Here is a 20224-nt window from a genome sequence, read left to right as displayed (position 1 = left end):
CGATCCAACGCCGCCCGGATCACGGAATCCAGCACGGCAAGGACCCAAAAGGATTGCGCTGCCGCACTTCCGGCGACACGTATGGTCTCCGAAAACGAAATGTCAACGAGTTCGGCAAGCCCACGATTTCCGCACGAGGACTTCGGACAGCTGCTGGCGACCGGCGGTCGGCGAACCGGCGGTCGCCAGCGGCCGAAATGCGTTATCCGAGAACCGGATAGTTGGCACGGATCACCGACCGCGGGTCGCGCGCACGCTTGATCTCCCGCAACCGCGCGAGCGTGGTCTCGTCGAACGCCGCGGCGGCCGTCTCCTCCGGAGTGAGGAACGTGTACGGCTTGCGACCGCTGATGTGCGCGCCGATCGCATCGACGATCTCGGCCCGTCGGGCGGTGACCGCGGCCGTCAGCTGCGGCAGTCCGAGACCGAGTGCGTAGAGCAGGTACGGCTCGGCGACCGGGCCGCACGCACCGCCGTCGGCGGCCACCCTGGCCAGCGCGCCGCCGAGATGGCGGATCTGGATACCCACCAGTGGGGCAACGGGTTCGTCGAGCAGGGTCTTGACCACCGCATCGCCCAGGTCGGTGAGCAGTTCACCGCGCGAGAGGGACGGGCTCGGATCGGTCGGCTCGGCGGTGATATCGCCGAGATTCGCCACCGATAGCGCACCACGCTTGTCTGCGATCGGACCGTCGATCGCGTCCAACCGGGCGAGCAGGGACCGGCCAGCGGCCGCATCGCCCAGGTAGGCGACATCCAGCGCGACCATCGGCGGCGCATCCGGGAACTGGAACCGGTGGAACCACACCGACAGTTCGTCGGGTGCGTCCGCGGTGATCTCCTGGAACGCTTCGAAGACTTCCGCCGTGCGCGCACCGTGCCACATCACCCGTCCGCCATAGAGCGCGGGAGCAGCGAAGAGGTCGAACTCGAGTGCGGTCACCACCGCGAAATCGCCACCGCCACCGCGCAATGCCCAGAACAGCTCCGGATCCTCGGCGGCGCTCACCCGGGTTTGCGTGCCCTCGGCATCGACGATCTCGAAGGCGCGCACCGCATCCGAGGCCCAGCCGTACTTGCGGCTGAACCAGCTCAGCCCGCCGCCGAGGGTGTATCCGGTGACACCGACCACCGGATTGCTGCCCGCCAGTCCGCTCAGCCCGTGCGCCGCGGCCGCGGCCTGCACCGCACCCCAGTTCACACCGGCACCGACCTTCGCAACCCGCCGATCGGCATCGATCTCGATGCCGTCCAGTCCCCCGGTGCGCAGCAGAATCGCTTCCTCGATACCACCCGCGGCCCCGTGTCCGGTGGGCTGCGCGATCACCGGCACCCCGGCCCGGCGCGCATGCGCAACCACGGCGGCGACGTCCTGTGCGTCGGCCGCCCGCACCACCGCGGCGACCGGCTGGGTGACCGCGGTCGACCACGGCCGCGCCGCCACGTCGAAGCCGTCCTCACCCGGCACCAGCACCCGGCCGGGCAGGGCAGCGCGCAGATCCTCGAATGTCATTGGTATTTCCTCACTTCGCAGCCGTGCCCGAAAGCACCCGCGGCCCGTGGTCCGTGCCGCGACTACCCCATTGACGAAATACGACCGGCAAACGTAACACCGGCCGCCCGAATCCATCGGGCGGCCGGTGTCGCAGCGGGCGCTATCAGGTCTTATCGGGCCGATCGCCCGAGTCGCCATTGTCCTTCTCGAGCCGGGTGATGCCCGGTTCGGTGCCCTCGTCGGCCTCCTGATCCGGCTCCGGATGGTCGGGCTCGAAGGTCGCGGGCAGACCCTTGATATGCCGGTTCATCGACCGCACCAACAGCACGGTCCCGGCGAGCAGCACCAGAATGATCACCAGACCCAGCGGCGACGCCTTGCCGAACTCCGGTCCGGTCGGCGTGCCCGGCGCTTGGGCGAGTAGAGCCAGCATCACCGGTGCTCGTCTTCGATACCGGCGAACAGGTCGGTCTCCGGGAGCGAGCTCGACACCCGGGACTTGGCCAGTTCGAACTCCTCGGTCGGCCACAGCCGCTGCTGCATCTCCATCGGAATCGCGAAGAACGCGCCGTTGGGATCGATCTGCGTGGCGTGGGCGCGCAGGGCGTCGTCACGCTGCGGAAAGTACTTGGCGCATTCGATCTGCGTGGTCACCCGGGTCATTCCGTCCGGGCGCCCCTGTCGGTAGGTGCGCATCCGCTCCAGCCACTCCCGCAAGGGGAACGGCTCGCCGATCCGCTCGTACTCCGCCGCGAAGACATCCAGGCGGGCCATGGTGAAGCCGTGGTCGTAGTAGATCTTCAGCGGCTGCCACGGCGCGCCCGCGTCCGGGAACCGCTCCGGATCGCCCGCGGCCTCGAATGCGGCCATCGACACCTCATGGCAGCGGATGTGATCCGGATGCGGGTAGCCGCCATTCTCGTCATAGGTGGTCATCACATGCGGTTTGAACTCGCGCACCACCCGGACCAGCGCTTCGACGGCCTCGTCCAACGGGACCAGCGCGAAGCAGCCCTCCGGCAGCGGCGGCGGCGGATCACCCTCGGGCAGTCCGGAGTCGACGAAACCGAGCCAGGTCTGCCGCACCCCGAGCGCGGCGGCCGCGGCGTCCATCTCCTCACGCCGGATCTCATCGATCCGCTCCAGCACCCCCGGGGTGTCCATCGCGGGATTGAGGATGCTGCCGCGTTCGCCGCCGGTCAGCGTCACGATGAGGACGTCATGGCCCTCGTCGGCATAGCGTGCGGTCGTCGCGGCCCCCTTGCTGGATTCGTCGTCGGGGTGGGCGTGAACCGCCATGAGGCGAAAACCACTCACGTCTCGTTCACCTCAGAACTCACCGTCATACCTCGTATCTCCGCCGCCGGGGTCCGATCTGCCTGTCCCTATAGTTCCATTCGACAGACTTTTGTTCCGACGTACCCCCCGGGAGCGATGCACCATGAGCGATACACCCGGTGCCGCCGCTTCGGCGCCCGCCGATCGACGTGCCGACCGGTACGGTACGACGCCACGCCCGAGGCGCCGCTGGATTCCTTTCGCACTCGGCGCGGTCGTGCTCGCCGCGGGTCTCGGGGTCGCCTATCTCGGTTTCCAGAAGTACGGCCCGGACGATATCGACGCCGAACAGCTCGGCTACACCGTCGTCGACGACTCCACGATCTCGGTACACCTCAAGGTCACCCGCAAGGATCCGCAACGGCCGGTGGTGTGTTTCGTGCGCGCGATGGCCAGGGACGGGTCCGAATTGGGCCGGCGCGAGGTGCTGATCGAACCGTCCGGCAGCGGCACCATCGAGCTGACGACCACCGTGCGCGCCTCCGCGCGGCCGGTCTCGAGCAGCATCTACGGATGCAGCGATGACGTCCCCCAGTACCTGCGGGCGGGCTGATTCCGGGCAGTACCCCATCAAGGCGTCCACAAAACGAACGCCGACCTGCATGTTTGTGATTCATGCTAAAATGGCGTGATACACGGTTCCGGGGCACGGAGCCGTGTTTGCTGCATTGACGGCCAGCGCTGTCAGTTCCGGGTGTGTGAGTTCGCCGGACCTGAGGCCTGTCGGGGTTCGATGAACTTCCCAGGATGGCACTAGCCGTCGGCTGGTGCGTGCCCGCCCCCTGTGGGCACTGCAGCGGATCAGGGAACCCGGTCTCGGCCGGGAACAACTACTAGGGAGTGATCGAGATGACTGAGACGCAAGTGACTTGGCTGACCCCGGAGTCGCACGACAGGCTCAAGGGTGAACTCGACGCGCTCATCGCCAATCGTCCGGTCATCGCTGCCGAGATCAACGAACGCCGCGAAGAGGGCGACCTCAAGGAAAACGGCGGATACCACGCCGCGCGTGAGGAGCAGGGTCAGCAGGAGGCGCGCATCCGGCAGCTGCAGGAGCTGCTGAACAACGCCAAGGTCGGCGTCGCGCCCACCAAGTCCGGCGTCGCGCTGCCGGGTTCGGTCGTCAAGGTCTACTACGACGGCGACGAGTCCGACACCGAGACCTTCCTCATCGCGACCCGCGAAGAGGGCCTCAATGATTCCAAGCTCGAGACCTACTCGCCGAATTCGCCGCTCGGCGGCGCGCTCATCGACGCCAAGGTCGGCGACACCCGTGAGTACACGCTGCCCAACGGCAAGACCATGAAGGTGACGCTGGTCAGCGCGGAGCCCTACCACAGCTGATCTCGGTTCGGGACCGGCTCGGCCGCGACATCCCGACCCCAGACCCGAAACGAACGGCCGCATCCGGGAGATCCGGATGCGGCCGCCGTTCGAGATATGCATACCTAGTTCGCCAGCGCCTGCTCGATATCGGCCAGCAGGTCGCTGACATCTTCGATACCGACCGAGAGCCGCACCAGATCGTCCGGCACCTCGAGCTGCGAGCCGGCGGTGGAGGCGTGTGTCATCGCGGCCGGATGTTCGATCAGCGATTCCACACCGCCGAGCGATTCGGCGAGGGTGAATATCTTGGTGCGCGAGCAGAACTCGTGCGCCGCGTCCTTGCCGCCATTGAGCCGGACCGAGATCATGCCGCCGAAGCGCTTCATCTGCTTATCGGCGATGAAGTGGCCGGGATGTTCGGCCAGGCCGGGGTAGATGACCTGCGAAATCGCCGGATGCCCTGTCAGGAATTCGGCGATGGTCTCGGCATTGTCGCAATGCCGATCCATCCGCACCGCGAGGGTTTTGGTGCCGCGCAGGGTGAGGAAGGCGTCGAATGGACCGGGCACCGCACCGGCGCCGTTCTGCAGGAAGGCGAACGCCGCGTCGAGCTCCGGATCATTGGTGATCAGCGCGCCGCCGACGACATCGGAATGCCCGCCCAGATATTTGGTGGTCGAATGGGTGACGATATCGGCGCCGAGCAGCAGCGGCTGCTGCAGGTACGGGGTGGCAAAGGTGTTGTCCACCACGAGTTTCGCGCCCGCGGTGTGCGCGATATCGGCGAGCGCCGGGATATCGCCGATGCTCAGCAGCGGGTTGGTCGGGGTCTCGATCCAGATCAGCTTGGTATTGGGCCGGATCGCGGCGCGCATTTCGTCGACGTTGAACACGTGGGCGGGCGAATGTTCGATGCCCCACTGGCTGAAGACCTTGTCGATCAGCCGGAAGGTGCCGCCGTAGGCGTCATCCGGGATGACGATGTGGTCTCCGGGACGCAGCGTCGCCCGCAGCGCACAGTCGGTGGCGGCCATGCCGGAGGCGAATGCCCGTCCGTAGCGGCCCGATTCGAGCGCGGCGAGGTTCGCTTCCAGTGCGGTCCTGGTCGGGTTGCCGGTGCGGCCGTATTCGTAGCCGTCGCGCAGCCCGCCCACCCCGTCCTGGGCGAACGTCGAACTCGCGTAGATGGGCACGTTCACCGCACCGGTCCGCGCTTCGGGGTCGTATCCGGCATGCACGGCTCTGGTGGAGAATCCCAGCTCACTCATGGGGTCAGCCTAGCGTCGGGCGATCGGCGGGCTATCGGCCGGATCAGCGTTGTGCGCCGATCCGGGCTTTCGCCGCGGGTGCGGCGGTAGGTTGAGCTCATGCTGAGCGTTGATGAACTGTTCGCGATCGATGCCCTGTTGTCCGAGGACGAGCGCGAGATCCGCGATACCGTCCGCGCGTTCGCCAACCAGCGGTTGCGACCACATATCGCGGACTGGTTCGAGGCGGGAACGTTCCCGGCCCGCGAGATCGCGCCGGAACTCGGCAATATCGGATTGCTCGGCATGCACTTGGCGGGCTACGGGTGTGCTGGCCTCTCGGCGACCGCCTACGGTCTGGCCTGCCAGGAGCTCGAGGCGGTCGATTCGGGCGTGCGCAGCATGGTCTCGGTGCAGGGCTCGCTCGCCATGACCGCGATCCACAAATACGGCTCCGAGGAGCAGAAGCAGCGCTGGCTGCCGGAAATGGCGGCCGGGCGCGCACTCGGCTGTTTCGGTCTGACCGAACCGGACTTCGGCTCCAATCCGGGCGGCATGCGGACCAGGGCAAAGCGCGACGGCACCGACTGGGTGCTCAATGGCTCGAAGATGTGGATCACCAATGGCTCGGTGGCCGATATCGCGGTGGTGTGGGCGCAGACCGAGGATGAGGGCGAGCAGGTGGTGCGCGGATTCCTGGTACCCGCGGGCACACCGGGATTCACCGCCCGCGAGATGCATCACAAACTCTCCTTGCGCGCATCGGTGACCGCGGAACTGGACCTCGACGATGTGCGACTGCCCGCGGACGCGGTCCTCCCGCAATCCCGCGGCCTGAGCTCCCCCCTGGGCTGCCTCAGCGAGGCCCGCTTCGGCATCATCTTCGGCGCACTGGGCGCTGCCCGCGACTGCCTGGCCGCGACCATCGACTACGCGCGGACCAGGGAGGTCTTCGACAAGCCCCTCGCCGCCTACCAGCTGACCCAGGCCAAGCTGGCCGATATGGCCCTCGAATACGGCAAGGGCCAACTGCTCGCACTGCAGATCAGCAGACTGAAGGACCGCGGCGAAGTCCTCCCCGAGCAGATCAGCGCGGGCAAACTGAACAGCACAAGAGAAGCCATCGCCATCGCCCGCGAATGCCGCACCATCCTCGGCGCAAACGGCATCACCCTCGACTATCCGGTACTACGCCACGCAAACAACCTCGAATCAGTCCTCACCTACGAGGGCACCGCCGAAGTCCACCAACTGGTCCTCGGCAAGGCCCTCACCGACTCCAACGCCTTCCGCTAACTCCCATCCGACGAGAATGCGCTGATGCGGGGGCCTGTCCGGCGATTGCGACGGGCCGGGCCGGAAGTGGATTGGACCTGCACGGGGGCGGGCGGAACATTACTGTCGAAGGGTGTCGTCGATCCGGGTCACCGAGGTGCTCGCCGCGCTGTCATTGACCACCGACCTGGCGACCGGAATGCCGTTCGAAAAGGGTTTGGCCACTTGCCTTGTCGCGACGGCACTGGCCGATCGAATCGGGTTGGACGAGGCGGACCGGCGGGTCGTGTTCCACGCCGCGCTGCTCGGCGCCGTCGGCTGCACCAGCCGGGCGTCGGAGAACGCCGATTCCTATGCCGATGACATCGAATTCCAGCGCGCGTACCACACGCTCGATCCCGGTGACAGCACAGTCTTCGCTGGCCAGATGCGGAATTTCGGATCCTGGGCGGCGGGTGCCCAGACCGCGCTGCGGGACCGTTTCGTGACCATGGCGCCCAAGGGCGCGCCGGTCGCGGTGCGGTCGGTGTGCGAGGTCAGCAGGGCGCTGGGTCCGCGCCTCGGGCTGCCCGAGGGTTCGGTGCGCGCGCTGACGGAGGTGAAGGAGCGCTGGGACGGACTCGGTGCGCCGGAACGGCTGCACGGGGAGACCATATCGCTGGCCGGACGCATTCTGCACCTGGCCGAGCAGACCATATTGTCCTTGGGCCCCAACGCGATCGGATCCGGCGCCGCCGCCGCGGGTGCGATCGAGGCGGGTACCGTGATCGCTTCCGGCCGCCGGGACCAGCGCGCGGTGCTCACCGAACTGCGCCGCCGGGCCGGCGGACATCTCGACCCCGAGCTGGTCTCGGTCTTCGATGCCGATCCGGACGCGGTATGGGGCGCCCTGGATGTACCGGATCTGCTGGCCGCGGTCGTGGCGACCGAGCCGGGGCTGCCGACGGTGATCCGGCCCGCCGAACGGGACCGGTTATGTCTGGCCCTCGCGATCGTTGTCGACCTGAAAGGCCGCTATCTGCTCGGTCATTCGGCACATGTCGCACAGCTCTGCGATGCGGCCGCGACACTGTCGGGCATGAATGCGGGCGACCGGGCGACGCTGCGGGCGGCGGCACTGCTGCACGACATCGGCCGCGCCGGTGTCTCCAGCGCGATCTGGGATCGCCCCGGCCCGCTCGGCGCGGGCGACTGGGAACGCGTTCGGCTGCACAGCTATTGGACCGATCGGGTACTGCGCCGATGCCCCGGGCTCACCGACCTGGCCGATGTCGCGGCGGGCCATCACGAACGCCTCGACGGCAGCGGCTACCACCGCGGCGTCCGGGTGCACGACCTGTCGCTCGCGGCCCGATTGCTCGCCGCCGCGGATGTTTTCGCGGCCATGACCGAACCGCGCCCCTACCGCCCCGCCGCCGAACTCAGCGCGGCGGCCGCACAACTCACCGCCGAAGCCGCGGCGGGCACCCTCGACCGCGACGCCTGCGCGGCCGTCATCGAGGCCGCCGGTCTGCGCCCGCCCCGCACCGAATGGCCCTGCGGCCTCACCGACCGCGAGGTCGAGGTCCTGCGCCTGGCCGCACGCGGCATGTCGAACCGCCAAATAGCCGCGGACCTCGTCGTCTCCGAACGCACCGTCGGCCACCACCTGGCCCACATCTACGACAAGATCGGCCGCCGCACCCGAGCCGGCGCAGCGGTTTTCGCCATGGAGCACAACCTCCTGCCCAGCTAGCACACCGGCGCGCCGCCAGTGCGGATCCGCACTTCCTCGGGTGCTCGTAGCCCGAGTTGACGCGATGCTTCCGGCCGCCACGATTCGACAATCTCGCCAGTGTCGGCGTTTCCAATATCGGCTGCAGCGCGCTGTTCAACTCCGACTGTTCGGGGCACCCCTGGTACCTGGAGATCGCCACCGGAGCTGATGTCCGGACCGCAGGAGCGGAGCTGGCGCAGGCCCAGCTGCTGTGGGCGGACAGTCCATGGGTGCATACGTCGATCCCGAAAGATATTCGGCCACTGTGGATCCGATCCGGAAGCGCGAGCCGTCCGGCATCCTCAGGACACATATCGACCGCCCGCGGTCGATATGAACGACCAGATGTTCGAGACGATCTCGGCCGCGCCGAACGCGCCCGCTTTCGTCGGACCGGATCAGTGGGCGTTGGCATCCATGCTGGCGGCATTCGAGCACGCAGCGGCCGAATCATGCTGGGGAACTGGCGAATTCGCATATTTCGAACTGGTCGGCATAATTCACAGTGCCGCTCGCACCGAGCGGAGAACATTGTTACTACCTGTCATCGCTGTGCCATCTTCATGTCACCGATTCGCCAAGGCGGATAGCCAAGCTGTAACAGCACTCGGTTTCGGGAAGGCCTCACAGCATCGAAGCCGTACAGCGTCCCGGATCAACGCGGCGAATCCGAGTGCACCGACCGCTTATTCGGAGGTGCACCATGTACATGCCGTCGCAGGATCTAGGGGCCCATTATGTTCGTCCGTGACCGCGCGCCGATTATCGAGGGCGCGAAAACACTGCCGGACCAACGAGAATTGATCGCCGCATTCGGTGGGCATCCGCCCGAACCGGGTCCGGAACATCCGCTCATTCCGCTGGCGCGCGTGCTCGCGGATCTGCACAGGAAGCGGCACGACGATCCGCTCGTCACCGCTGGAATCGATTGCCGCCGAGCCGAACTCGTCTCGGCGATCGACACCTGGGTGATCACCCGGGTGCCGCAGCGGCGATCGACGGCACATATCCGGGCCGAATCCATCGGCGCGACATTGGATCGGATGGCCGCCGCCTATACCCACGCCAGCCATCTGCTGCACACCGCCGAAAAGGTCTCCGATGATCGCGTGCACGCCGCCTGGTACCGCCTCGCGCTGCTCGCCGACCACTGGAGCGACCTCATTATCGGTGCCGCACAAGACAACTCGCGCACGCGTCGATCCGCATAGCAACTGAGCACTGGCGGTAGTCGCCGCTGGACATCGAGCAGAGCAGGTCAAGGCTCTGGACGCGCTGGCAGCCGACGTCCCAGCCCCTCGACCGTGGCCAGCAGGGCGTTGATGTGGCGGGGTGTCGATGCCAGGGACAGATCCGGCAGCGCCGGACCGACGAACAGCGCCGAGCCGAACAGTGCCACGGCAATGGCCGACAACGCGCCCGCCGACGTGTACCCGGCCGATGCCACGGATCGGTCCCGTCGACGGGCGACTCAGGACGACCGAGCTACCGACGACTTCAGATGGATCAGGTGCTGAGGAATCCGAGCAGATCGTGCCTGGTGATCACGCCGACCGGCTTGCCGTCCTCGACCACCATCAAAGCGTCGGTATCCGACAGCGCCTTGGTCGCGGCCGAAATGGGTTCGCCCGAACCGATCAACGGGAACGACGGACTCATGTGCTGGGCCACCGAATCCGTCAGGTGCGCGCGGCCCTCGAAGACCGCGGAGAGCAGATCGCGCTCGGTGACGCTGCCCGCGACCTCACCGGCCATAACCGGCGGTTCGGCGCCGACGACCGGCATCTGCGAAACCCCGTATTCGCGCAGGATCTCGATCGCATCGCGAAGAGTCTCCGACGGATGGGTGTGCACCAGATCGGGCAGTGCGCCCGATTTGCCGCGCAGCACATCGCCGACCAGCGGTTCCGCGGTGCCGTCCAGACGTTCGCGCAGGAAGCCGTAGGAGCTCATCCACTCGTCGTTGAAGATCTTCGACAGGTAGCCGCGGCCACCGTCGGGCAACAGTACGACCACCAGCGCGTCGGGATCGCGGCGCGCGACCTCGATGGCCGCGACGACCGCCATTCCGCAGGAGCCACCGACCAGCAGACCCTCCTCGCGCGCGAGGCGGCGGGTCATATCGAAGGAGTCGGCGTCGGAGACGGCGATGATCTCGTCGGGAACGGCCGGGTCGTAGGCCGAGGGCCAGAAGTCCTCGCCGACGCCCTCGACCAGATACGGCCGACCGGTGCCACCGGAGTACACCGAACCCTCCGGATCCGCGCCGACGATCTTCACCTTGCCGCCGGACACCTCCTTCAGATACCGGCCGGTGCCGGTAATGGTGCCGCCGGTGCCGACGCCCGCGACGAAGTGAGTGACCTTGCCGTCGGTATCGCGCCAGACCTCCGGACCGGTGGTCTCGTAGTGGCTGTCCGGGCCGCCCGGGTTGGAGTACTGATCCGGCTTCCACGCACCGTCGATCTCGCGGACCAGCCGGTCGGAGACGCTGTAGTAGCTGTCCGGGTGGTCCGGCGGCACCGCGGTCGGGCACACCACCACCTCGGCGCCGTAGGCGCGCAGCACATTGCGCTTGTCCTCGCTGACCTTGTCCGGGCAGACGAATACGCACTTGTAGCCGCGCCGCTGCGCGACCAGCGCTAGCCCGACACCGGTATTACCCGAGGTCGGCTCGACAATGGTGCCGCCGGGCCGCAGGGCACCGGAGGCCTCCGCCGCCTCGATCATCTTCACCGCGATGCGGTCCTTGGCGCTGCCGCCCGGATTCAGATATTCGATCTTGGCCGCGACGACGCCGGCGTTGGGCCCCACCACCGAGTTCAACCGAACCAGCGGCGTATTGCCGATGAGGTCAACGACATGATCAGCGATGCGCATGCCCCCTATCGTTGCAGAAGGCTTTCCAGGGCGTTCGCGACGGTCCCGGAGGCGGACGCGCAGCGTACGGCGCATCGGGCACCACTGATGTCACAGATCCGACTCCGCGGTCTGTTCAACGGACGGGCAGGCAGCAGCACAGCGGAACCATGCAGGGCACCCCGACCGGTCCCGCAGCCCGCACAACGAGCCCGCAGGCGAAAGCGCAGCGTATCCGTGCAGGGCACCGTCACAGGTCCGCCCCGACGGCGGCCACAAGAGGCCGAAGGAAGCAGCACCACGAACGTCACACAGATCCCGTCCCAAGGCGTTCGCAACAGGGACGCTGGCGGGCGCACAGCACAACACGGAGCGCACCGCGAATGTCGCGGATCCGACACTGTGAGTTCGCGCACTCGGACGGTTTCGCGTGACAAACGCACCTGAGGCCGATCACTTGCCTAGGATCGCGACCATGAGGCAGCCGAACATCTCTCGCGCCGCAACAGTTCTCGCCGGAGCGGCACTCGCCGCGGGAGTCGGCGCGGCACAAGCCGATGCCGCGACCATCGAATTCCCGCAGGTGCCAACGCTGGCCCGCGGCGGCATCTGCTGGACGAGCATCCGCACCTGGGCAGATACCAGTTCGGAGTGGCCGGGCCGGGCCATTCTGAATGTGCGCGCGAATCCGGCGACGGGTCTGGGCCCCGGTGACTATCCGCTGGCCCCGCTGTGCGAGGTCCGCACCACCGTCGCATGGCGCAATCTGAGCACCGGAGCGACGGGTGTCTACGAGAACAACGTGGTCACCGGCCTGTACGGCAGCATCCAGTACGCGCTGTTCCAGGACACCGGTCCGGGTCGCGTCGAGGTCACCGTCAGCACCGACACCGCGAGCGTCCCGGCACACGGCACCTTCGACGTTCCAGCCTGATCCCGCCGGACCGCCACTTCGGCGAAGTGGCGGTCGGGCGTGCGGTCGTCCGCCACTTGGCGACGAGCACCGATACGGTGCCGAGGCCGCACCTCGGACGAGCCCAACGGCGCAGTTCAACCAACCGCGGGGCGCCGATCAACACGTACTATTTCTAGTCGTGGCACCTCGAATCAGTTGGCGGACCGCCGCGGTGACGGGTATGGCTACCGTGCTGGCCGGATCCAGTGCGGGCACCGCGTCCTGGGCTGCGTACCGACTCCTCATGGCGCAGGCGGGAGTAGCGCGCGGTGTGATCGGGCGCGATACCACCAAACCGCCGGCGGCCGACGGTATCTATTCGGCCGGATGCGACGTCCCCGAGCCGTGGCGTCCCGGTCGGCCGGTCGACGTCCACTTGATGGTCTTCGGCGACTCCACCGCCGCGGGCGTGGGCTGCGTGAGCGCCGAAGAGGTACCGGGAGTGCGCATCGCCCGCGGGCTGGCCGAGGCCACCGGCATGCGGATCCGATTGAGCACCAAGGCGATCTCCGGCGCCACTTCCAAGGGGCTGGCCGGACAGGTCGACGCCATGTTCGTGGCGGGGCCGCCGCCGGATGCCGCGGTCATCTTCATCGGCGCGAACGACATCACCAAGAAGCATTCGATATCCGCGTCGGCGGGCCGGTTGGGCGCGGCCGTCGCGCGACTGCATGCGGCCGGGAGCGTCGTGGTTGTCGGCACCTGCCCGGATCTGGGCACCGTCAGCGCCATTCCGCAGCCGCTGCGCACCCTTGTGCACAACTGGAGCGTCAGGCTGGCCAAGGCACAGTTCGCGGTCACCCACACCGCGGGCGGCAGCCCGGTGCCGATGGGCGATCTCGGGCCGGAATTCCTCACCGCGCCGGACCGGCTCTTCGCCGACGACGGCTTCCATCCGTCCGCCGACGGCTACGCATTGGCCGCCGCGCATCTGCTGCCGATCCTGGTGACGGCACTCGCACAGCGGCGCTCGGATTCGCCACAGGCCTGCGCCGCCGAACGTCGCGGCATCACCGCTCGGCTGCGCGGACTCATCGAATCACCGGGGTGGCGACTGTCCCGTTCAGCGGATTCGGTACACATAGAGATGCCAGTACAGAACTGAGCGCGAGTACATAAGGAGCCCTCATGCCTGAGGCAGTTATCGTTTCGACCGCCCGCTCCCCGATCGGCCGGGCAGCAAAGGGTTCGCTGGTCGATATGCGGCCCGACGATCTGACCACCCAGATCGTGCGCGCGGCGCTCGACAAGGTGCCTGCCCTGGACCCGGCCCAGATCGACGACCTGATCCTCGGCTGCGGCTCGCCCGGCGGCGAGCAGGGCTTCAATATCGCCCGCATCGTCGCGGTGCAGCTGGGCTACGACTTCGTGCCCGGCACCACCGTGCACCGCTACTGCGCCTCGTCGCTGCAGTCCACCCGGATGGCCTTCCACGCCATCAAGGCCGGCGAGGGCGATGTGTTCATCTCCGCCGGTGTGGAGACCGTGTCCCGCTACAAGAACGGCTCCGCCGACAGCTGGCCGAACACCAAGAACGCGCTGTTCGCCGAGGCCGAGGCCCGGACCGCGAAGGCCGCGGAGGGCGGCGCTGGCATCTGGCACGACCCGCGCGAGGACGGCCTGATCCCGGACGCCTACATCGCCATGGGCCAGACCGCCGAGAATGTCGCGTCGTTCACCGGCATCACCCGCGAGGAGCAGGATCGCTGGGGCGTGCGCTCGCAGAACCGCGCGGAGGAGGCCATCAAGGCGGGCTTCTTCGAGCGCGAGATCACCCCGATCACGCTGCCCGACGGCACCGTGGTCTCGAAGGACGACGGCCCGCGCGCCGGAGTCACCTACGAGGCGGTCAGCCAGCTGAAGCCGGTGTTCCGTCCGGACGGCACCATCACCGCCGGTAACTGCTGCCCGCTCAATGACGGTGCGGCCGCGCTGGTCATCATGAGCGACACCAAGGCCAAGGAACTCGGCCTCACCCCGCTGGCGCGCATCGTGTCCACCGGCGTCTCCGGTCTGTCCCCCGAGATCATGGGCCTCGGCCCGATCGAGGCGGTCACGCGTGCGCTCACGCTGGCGGGCAAGTCCGTCGACGATATCGACCTGTTCGAGATCAACGAGGCCTTCGCGGTGCAGGTACTGGGCTCGGCCCGCGCGCTGAAGATCGATGAGGACAAGCTGAACGTCTCCGGCGGCGCGATCGCGCTCGGCCATCCGTTCGGTATGACCGGCGCCCGCATCACCACCACGCTGCTCAACAACCTGCAGACCTACGATAAGCAGTTCGGTGTGGAGACCATGTGCGTCGGCGGCGGCCAGGGCATGGCGATGGTCATCGAGCGCCTGAGCTGATCGGCTGACTCGCCAAATCGCTACCGCGGCTCCCCATCCCGATGGATGGGGAGCCATTGGCGTATCAGGGCTCATCATCGCGATGGGCTCGGGATCGCCGCCTGATTCACAAGCTCCCCGATCAGCGAGAACGGCCCCAGTTGCCTGGATTCCCAAGGCAACTGGGGCCGTATCGTCAGCGGCGGACCCGGGTGGCCGGATCAGTCGTTGTTGAAGTAGCTGAGCAGACGCAGGATTTCGATGTAGAGCCAGACCAGGGTGACGGTCAGGCCGAGGGCCACGCCCCAGGCGGCCTTCTCCGGGGCCTGGGCGCGAATCAGCTGGTCGGCGGCGTCGAAGTCGAGCAGGAAGCTGAATGCGGCGACCGCGATGACGACCAGGCTGAAGACAATGGCGAGCGGGCCGCCGTCACGCAGGCCCAGACCGCCGTCGATGAAGAAGCTGGCGATCACATTGCCGAGGATGAGCACCAGGATGCCGATCATCGCGCCGAAGACCATGCGGGTGAAGCGCGGGGTGACCCGGATCGCCCCGGTCTTGTAGACCACCAGCATGCCCGCGAAGACACCGAAGGTACCCAGCACGGCCTGCGCGATCATCGCGCTGCCACCGACGCCGCCGAATTCGATATTGGTGAACATGAACGACAGCGCGCCGACGAACAGACCCTCGAAGACCGCGTACGAGAGCACGACGACCGGGTTGTCCATCTTCCTCGCGAAGGTCGCGACCAGCACCAGCACGAAGCCGATCAGACCGCCGCCGATGACGAACAGCGGGGCCAGCGCGGTATTGGCATTGGTGAGGCCGTAGGAGACGATCGCCGACAGCGCGAGCACACCGAGGGTGATGGCGGTCTTGGTGACCACATCGTCGATGGTCATGGCCCGGGTGGTGGGGGCCTGCTGATACGGCTGCTGGTACTGGGGGTACTGCGGGTATTGGCCGTACTGCTGGCTCATCTGGCCCGCGCCCGTCACCCCTGACCCGAAGTTGGCATAGCCACCGCCCTCTTGCCGAGGAAGTTGACGGAATACCGGATTGCTAGTGGTGCGCACCGTGAATGCCTTTCTGGAGTCGTGGTCCACGTCGCCGTGGCCGATCGCCAGCGCCTGATTGCCGGTCGCTCGAAGATCGGTCCCGAGCCGTGTCGTTCGAGCCGGTCGCTCGATATCCAACTAGGTTGTCCAACGTGTGTCGGCCCGCTCGAGTTCCCGAGCAACCCTTCGGTACGGACAAATCGGACTCTACTACCGCTGGACGTCGCGGAGTCCACGCACGGATCGCGTGACCGTGAATTTCCGATTGCGGCCGATCACCTCGGTCTGGCCCACCATGCGCTGAACCACACCGCGATAGTTCAAATGTGAGTTGTACACCGTCCACAGCTCACCGCCGGGGCGCAATACCCGGCCGGTCTCGGCGAACATCTTGATCGCCGATCCGGTGTGCACGGCCGCGCCGACATGGAACGGCGGATTGCAGAGCACCAGATCGGCGCTATTGTCCGCGGCCGAGGACATGGCATCGTCGCGCACCACCGTCACCCGATCGGCGACCTGGTTGACCTCGGCGGTCGCCCGCGCCGAGGCCACCGCGGCCGCCGACTGGTCGGTGCCGACGACGCGGATGCCGGGCCGGGCCTTGGCCAGCGCGACGGCCAGAATGCCGGTGCCGCAACCGAGATCGATGGCATCGCGGGCATCGGGTTTCATCCACTTGAGGTGCTGCAACAGGAATCGGGTTCCGATATCCAGTTTGGCGCCGGAGAATGCGCCACCGTGCGCGACCACATCGATATCAATATCGTCGATCCGCTCGCACACCGGAAATGGCGGCGCGGCAACGGGTTTCGGACCGCTCACCAATAGCGTGCGCGACTTCTGCCGCCCTCGGCTCGCGCGCACCTGCGAGAAAGAGTCCGCCAGCACGTCGTTCATGGACTTGGTCAGGTATTTATCGCGCCCGCCCGCGACGACGACCACCTCGGGGTCCGCGTAGCGGGCGATGGCGTCGGCGACCTCGGTCAGTCCGGCGAGCATGCGCGGCAGGCGCAGCAGGACGACCTCGGCGCCGGCGAGCAACTCTTCGGAAAGCGCGTACGCGGCATAGCGATCCGTCAGGCCGAGCGCGCGGGCATTGTTGGCCAGCGCGAGTTCGCCGGTGAGCAGGTCCTGATGGACCCGGACGGCGCGCAGGTCGTGCCCGGCGATCGCGCCGAGGGTGAGCGCGCCGTAGGCGTCGCCGATCACCGTGATCCGGCCGCTGCCAGCGGCATCGATGGCGTCCGCGGCGACGTCGAGGATCAGCCGGTCGGCGGCATCGACGGCATAGAGGTTGCGCGCCTCCACATCCGGGTACCGCCGCAATCGGCCAAGTACATCCTCGACATCTTCCACACCTCAAGTGTGCTAGATCGTTGCCGATACATCGCGTCCGCCCCGCCCTATCGGCGACACCCCGGTGCCCGACGCCGGGTTATCGCAAATCCCGGGCAGCGCAGGCGATGGCCAATACCATCAGCCACATGCGTAACAGGATGGTGCTGATGACCGCCGCCGCGGCGATGGTGCTCGTTGGCTGCGGCGACGGTGGATCAAGCTCGAACACCACGACCGCGCCGACCACGACCGGCACATTCACCGACGCACCGGAGAGCGCACCGCGCGATGCCCTGCCCAAGCGCGGGGCCCCGTCCAATGGCGCGGGCGTGACCGTGACCGACCTGCGGATCGGACATCATCCCGGATTCGACCGCGTGGTCTACGAATTCGGCGGCGCTGGTACGCCCGGCTGGATCGTGCAGTACACCGCGCAGGCCATCCAGGACGGCAGCGGCAAGGTCCTCGATGTCGCGGGCCGCTCGATTCTCGAGGTCCAGATCACGGGTTCGGCCTATCCGTTCGACAGCGGTGTGACGCCGTACTCCGGTCCCGATCCGGCCACCGACCCCGGCGCACCCGCGATCGCGGGCGTCTACCGGACCACCGTCTTCGAGGGCACCACCCAATCGTTCATCGGGGTCAATGCCGATCGCCCGAACTTCGCGGTCAGCACGCTGGCGAACCCCACCCGGCTGATCATCGATATCGCGACCGCGTAGCCGGTGTCGATACGGCCAGGGGGTATCAAAGGTCGCCCGTCCGGGCCGTTCTAGAATGACGGCGTGGTCGAACAGCACCTGCCTCCGCGCGCCACCGGACTCGTCCGGGCGCTCGGTGTGCTGGCGCTGCTCGCGGGGATCGTGGCCATGCACGCCGGGGTTTTCACCGTCGCGCCCAGCCCCGCCGACCACCACGGCACGATAACAATGGCGACGCCCGCCGAGCACGACGCGACCACCGGATCGGACTGCACCGACGACAGTTGCGGCAATCCACATTTCGGCATGCACGCCTGCGTCTTCATCCTGACGACCGTGGCATTGGCCCTGATGCTCGTCCTGCTCTACTGGGTCACCCTCGATCGACCGGGTGGCGGTGTGTCGAAACCGCGCCAGTGGCGGCCGATGCGCGAACGCGCACCACCGTGGACCGTGCTGTCCCTGGCCGAATTGTCGATTCTGCGGATCTGACAGGCCCACCGCGCCCGCAACCACGGTCGCGGCTTCTGCCTGTCCGAAACCGTTCATTCGCAATTCCTCAGGAGCACAGACATGTTCATCACCCGTAGCCGAATCACCCTTGCCATCGCCGTAACCAGTACCGCCGCCGCGCTCTTCGCCGCGGGCTGTAGCAATAGCGAATCGCCGAGCACGGACCAGGGCGCATCGTCGAGCCGGGCCAGCTCCGGAAAGCCCGCTGCCCGAACCGATTTCAATGACGCGGATGTGGCCTTCCTGCAGATGATGTACCCGCATCACGCGCAGGCGGTCGAGATGGCGCGGCTGGTCCCGAGCCGCACCCAGAACGAGCAGGTGCGCGCGCTCGCCGCGAATATCGAGAAGGCACAGACCCCCGAAATGGAGCAGATCACCACGTTGCTCGAGAGCTTCGGCAAGCCCGCGCCGAGCAGCACCGGACACGGCGGACACAGCATGGAGATGCCGACCAACATGCCCGGCACGACCACCATGCCCAGCACCTCGGCAATGCCGGGCATCATGTCGAACGAGCAGATGAACGCGCTCGCGGCGGCATCGGGAGCCGACTTCGACCGGAAGTGGATGGAGCTGATGATCGAGCACCACACCGGCGCGATCACCATGGCGAATACCGAACTCGCCAACGGCGTCGATCCGGACGCGAAGGCGCTCGCCACCGCCATCGTCGCCGCCCAGCAGTCCGAAATCGACACCATGCGCGGCCTGCTCGAACAGCGCTGACCCGGCGCAACCGGGGCACACCGGGACCGGCGCGTCCCGGTGCGCCCCCGTGCCGATCTCGTGGCTCTGACCTGCGCCTTCGGGTCCGGTGGATATCAGTTGGTCATCGATCTCGATGCGGTCGGCTGACGTCGACGGGCGCGAGCAAGTACGGTCGTTACGTCCGGCCTCCTTCGTGCCTCCAGCGGCCGGGTGTTCGGAGGGGAGAGAGGGGAAACCGACATGCGACGTCTAGAACGTGCGGGCCTCGTCGCCGCCGCGGCCGCGACCGCAGCGGGTGTCCTGACCATCGGCGCGTGCTCGAAGCAGATCACCGGCAGCGCGCAGGTCAACCAGACCGAACTCGCCGCCTACGCCTCCGAGGTCACGGCGTCGTCGGTGGCCGCATCCTCCTCGCGCGCGGCGGCGGCCGAACGGGCGACCGGAAGCGCGTGCGACACCTTCACCACCGCGAACAGCAGCTCGATCCGTACCTTCAACGACTACATCGATGCGAGCAATAGCAAGGGCATCAATGATCCGGAGACCAATTCCAAGGCCAATGACGCCGTCACGACGCTGCGCAATAATGCGCGCACCATCGATTCGAAGGTGACCTCCGAGGTGCCTTTGACCGTCGCGACCCCGCTGCGCAGCTACCGCGACGACACCAACGCACTCGCCGACACCCTCGATCGGCGCGCGCCGACCGATACCCTCAATGCCGCGATCGATAAGTTCAACGCCACCAAGAACATTGCCGAGGATGCCTGTAAAGGTCACTGACACAGCTCAACTTGCATCCTTATCGGCGCGCCGAAAGAAGCGGTGGTGATCGCGTACATGCTGTCCCGCTCGGCCGACAGTCCGAAAGGAGCTGATGGTCGAATACCGCGGGTGATCAGGCCCCCGGCGGGATGGTCGACCGCCACGGCGACGACTCCGGCCCGCGTGGCTGCGGGCGGTGGCCGCGACGCTCGAACAATACGAGCGCCACGCCGCTCAGCGATGCGGCGATGGCGACGAGCGCGAAAATGAATGCCGCGCCGGGGAAGCCGACCGCTCCGATCACCGCGGCGGCGATCGCGACGAGTCCGCCGATGATCAGCAGGACGAATCCGGGCCAATTTCTAGCGTCCGCCAACGTAATTCGCGGCTCCGGCTCGGTCGTGCGAGCGATATCCGGCGCGTCGTCGAGCGGGGGAATTTCCCACGGCCCTTCCGCTGTCATGGTGGTACCTCACATTTCGATCTCAGGCTGGGTGCTCGGTGCCTGACATCTCTGAGGTTTCCCCGCAGCGCCGATCCGAAACAGCCAGGT

At 67.2% G+C, this 20224-nt stretch carries 21 protein-coding genes; 12 read left to right on the top strand and 9 right to left on the bottom strand.

What is annotated here, in order from left to right; all coding sequences use genetic code 11:
• Positions 1-202: 202 nt before the first annotated feature.
• The 3 genes from ACQP0C_RS07140 to mca all read right to left on the bottom strand — a co-directional run bounded on the left by ACQP0C_RS07140 (position 203) and on the right by mca (position 2812).
• Entirely contained in the window at positions 203-1513 is a 1311-nt protein-coding gene (locus ACQP0C_RS07140; RefSeq protein ID WP_433731728.1) for an FAD-binding oxidoreductase, read from the bottom strand.
• A 145-nt stretch (positions 1514-1658) separates the two neighbouring features.
• Entirely contained in the window at positions 1659-1928 is a 270-nt protein-coding gene (locus ACQP0C_RS07135) for a hypothetical protein (protein WP_433734463.1), read from the bottom strand.
• Positions 1928-2812 (bottom strand): mycothiol conjugate amidase Mca, encoded by an 885-nt coding sequence (gene mca, locus ACQP0C_RS07130; RefSeq protein ID WP_433731726.1) that lies wholly within the window; start codon positions 2810-2812, stop codon positions 1928-1930. The genes ACQP0C_RS07135 and mca overlap by 1 nt, the downstream gene beginning before the upstream one ends.
• Positions 2813-2936: 124 nt before the next feature.
• On the opposite strand from mca, the gene ACQP0C_RS07125 reads away from it, so the two are divergent.
• Both ACQP0C_RS07125 and greA read left to right on the top strand, forming a co-directional pair.
• Positions 2937-3386, top strand: a complete 450-nt coding sequence (locus tag ACQP0C_RS07125; RefSeq protein ID WP_433682844.1) for a DUF4307 domain-containing protein — start codon at positions 2937-2939, stop codon at positions 3384-3386.
• 296 nt (positions 3387-3682) lie between these two features.
• A complete protein-coding gene (gene greA, locus ACQP0C_RS07120; protein WP_040695247.1) occupies positions 3683-4177 on the top strand; it encodes a transcription elongation factor GreA in 495 nt (164 codons plus the stop codon).
• Between the two features lie 104 nt (positions 4178-4281).
• Here greA and ACQP0C_RS07115 read toward each other — a convergent pair whose 3' ends face one another.
• Positions 4282-5427: a cystathionine gamma-synthase gene (locus tag ACQP0C_RS07115; protein ID WP_433731724.1), complete on the bottom strand. Its 1146-nt coding sequence runs from the start codon at positions 5425-5427 to the stop codon at positions 4282-4284.
• Positions 5428-5526: 99 nt separating this feature from the next.
• Between ACQP0C_RS07115 and ACQP0C_RS07110 the strand changes: the two genes are divergently transcribed.
• The 3 genes from ACQP0C_RS07110 to ACQP0C_RS07100 all read left to right on the top strand — a co-directional run bounded on the left by ACQP0C_RS07110 (position 5527) and on the right by ACQP0C_RS07100 (position 9648).
• On the top strand, positions 5527-6702 hold the full coding sequence (locus ACQP0C_RS07110; protein WP_433731722.1) for an acyl-CoA dehydrogenase family protein: 1176 nt from the start codon (positions 5527-5529) through the stop codon (positions 6700-6702).
• Positions 6703-6814: 112 nt separating this feature from the next.
• Entirely contained in the window at positions 6815-8416 is a 1602-nt protein-coding gene (locus ACQP0C_RS07105; protein ID WP_433731719.1) for an HD domain-containing phosphohydrolase, read from the top strand.
• 758 nt (positions 8417-9174) lie between these two features.
• Positions 9175-9648, top strand: coding sequence for a DUF4254 domain-containing protein (locus ACQP0C_RS07100; protein ID WP_433731717.1), 474 nt, complete (start codon positions 9175-9177; stop codon positions 9646-9648).
• 47 nt (positions 9649-9695) lie between these two features.
• Here ACQP0C_RS07100 and ACQP0C_RS07095 read toward each other — a convergent pair whose 3' ends face one another.
• Both ACQP0C_RS07095 and ACQP0C_RS07090 read right to left on the bottom strand, forming a co-directional pair.
• Positions 9696-9884 carry a hypothetical protein gene (locus tag ACQP0C_RS07095; RefSeq protein WP_433731715.1) on the bottom strand — a complete coding sequence of 63 codons (189 nt, stop codon included), beginning with the start codon at positions 9882-9884 and terminating at the stop codon, positions 9696-9698.
• 59 nt (positions 9885-9943) lie between these two features.
• Positions 9944-11317, bottom strand: coding sequence for a cystathionine beta-synthase (locus ACQP0C_RS07090; protein WP_433731713.1), 1374 nt, complete (start codon positions 11315-11317; stop codon positions 9944-9946).
• 454 nt (positions 11318-11771) lie between these two features.
• On the opposite strand from ACQP0C_RS07090, the gene ACQP0C_RS07085 reads away from it, so the two are divergent.
• The 3 genes from ACQP0C_RS07085 to ACQP0C_RS07075 all read left to right on the top strand — a co-directional run bounded on the left by ACQP0C_RS07085 (position 11772) and on the right by ACQP0C_RS07075 (position 14600).
• Positions 11772-12230 carry a hypothetical protein gene (locus ACQP0C_RS07085; protein ID WP_433731711.1) on the top strand — a complete coding sequence of 153 codons (459 nt, stop codon included), beginning with the start codon at positions 11772-11774 and terminating at the stop codon, positions 12228-12230.
• 202 nt (positions 12231-12432) lie between these two features.
• The gene (locus tag ACQP0C_RS07080; RefSeq protein WP_433734462.1) at positions 12433-13356 is read left to right on the top strand and encodes an SGNH/GDSL hydrolase family protein; all 924 of its coding nucleotides are present in this window, start codon (positions 12433-12435) and stop codon (positions 13354-13356) included.
• 23 nt (positions 13357-13379) lie between these two features.
• Positions 13380-14600 (top strand): acetyl-CoA C-acetyltransferase, encoded by a 1221-nt coding sequence (locus tag ACQP0C_RS07075; RefSeq protein WP_433731709.1) that lies wholly within the window; start codon positions 13380-13382, stop codon positions 14598-14600.
• Positions 14601-14800: 200 nt separating this feature from the next.
• Here the strand turns inward: ACQP0C_RS07075 and ACQP0C_RS07070 are convergent, their stop codons facing one another.
• Both ACQP0C_RS07070 and ACQP0C_RS07065 read right to left on the bottom strand, forming a co-directional pair.
• A complete protein-coding gene (locus ACQP0C_RS07070) occupies positions 14801-15658 on the bottom strand; it encodes a Bax inhibitor-1/YccA family protein (RefSeq protein ID WP_433731707.1) in 858 nt (285 codons plus the stop codon).
• 192 nt (positions 15659-15850) lie between these two features.
• Entirely contained in the window at positions 15851-16999 is a 1149-nt protein-coding gene (locus ACQP0C_RS07065; RefSeq protein WP_433731706.1) for a class I SAM-dependent methyltransferase, read from the bottom strand.
• A 128-nt stretch (positions 17000-17127) separates the two neighbouring features.
• On the opposite strand from ACQP0C_RS07065, the gene ACQP0C_RS07060 reads away from it, so the two are divergent.
• The 4 genes from ACQP0C_RS07060 (at position 17128) to ACQP0C_RS07045 (ending at position 19689) form a co-directional block, all read left to right on the top strand.
• On the top strand, positions 17128-17703 hold the full coding sequence (locus ACQP0C_RS07060) for an AMIN-like domain-containing (lipo)protein (protein ID WP_433731704.1): 576 nt from the start codon (positions 17128-17130) through the stop codon (positions 17701-17703).
• 63 nt (positions 17704-17766) lie between these two features.
• Positions 17767-18174, top strand: coding sequence for a DUF6153 family protein (locus ACQP0C_RS07055; RefSeq protein WP_433731702.1), 408 nt, complete (start codon positions 17767-17769; stop codon positions 18172-18174).
• Between the two features lie 81 nt (positions 18175-18255).
• Positions 18256-18924, top strand: coding sequence for a DUF305 domain-containing protein (locus tag ACQP0C_RS07050; RefSeq protein WP_433731700.1), 669 nt, complete (start codon positions 18256-18258; stop codon positions 18922-18924).
• A gap of 222 nt (positions 18925-19146) precedes the next feature.
• Positions 19147-19689, top strand: a complete 543-nt coding sequence (locus ACQP0C_RS07045) for a hypothetical protein (protein WP_433731698.1) — start codon at positions 19147-19149, stop codon at positions 19687-19689.
• 115 nt (positions 19690-19804) lie between these two features.
• Here ACQP0C_RS07045 and ACQP0C_RS07040 read toward each other — a convergent pair whose 3' ends face one another.
• The gene (locus tag ACQP0C_RS07040; protein ID WP_433731696.1) at positions 19805-20134 is read right to left on the bottom strand and encodes a hypothetical protein; all 330 of its coding nucleotides are present in this window, start codon (positions 20132-20134) and stop codon (positions 19805-19807) included.
• Positions 20135-20224: the final 90 nt, after the last annotated feature.

Source organism: Nocardia sp. CA-129566, from assembly GCF_050956075.1.
Lineage (GTDB): Bacteria > Actinomycetota > Actinomycetes > Mycobacteriales > Mycobacteriaceae > Nocardia.
This window is presented reverse-complemented; position numbering and strand designations above follow the sequence as displayed.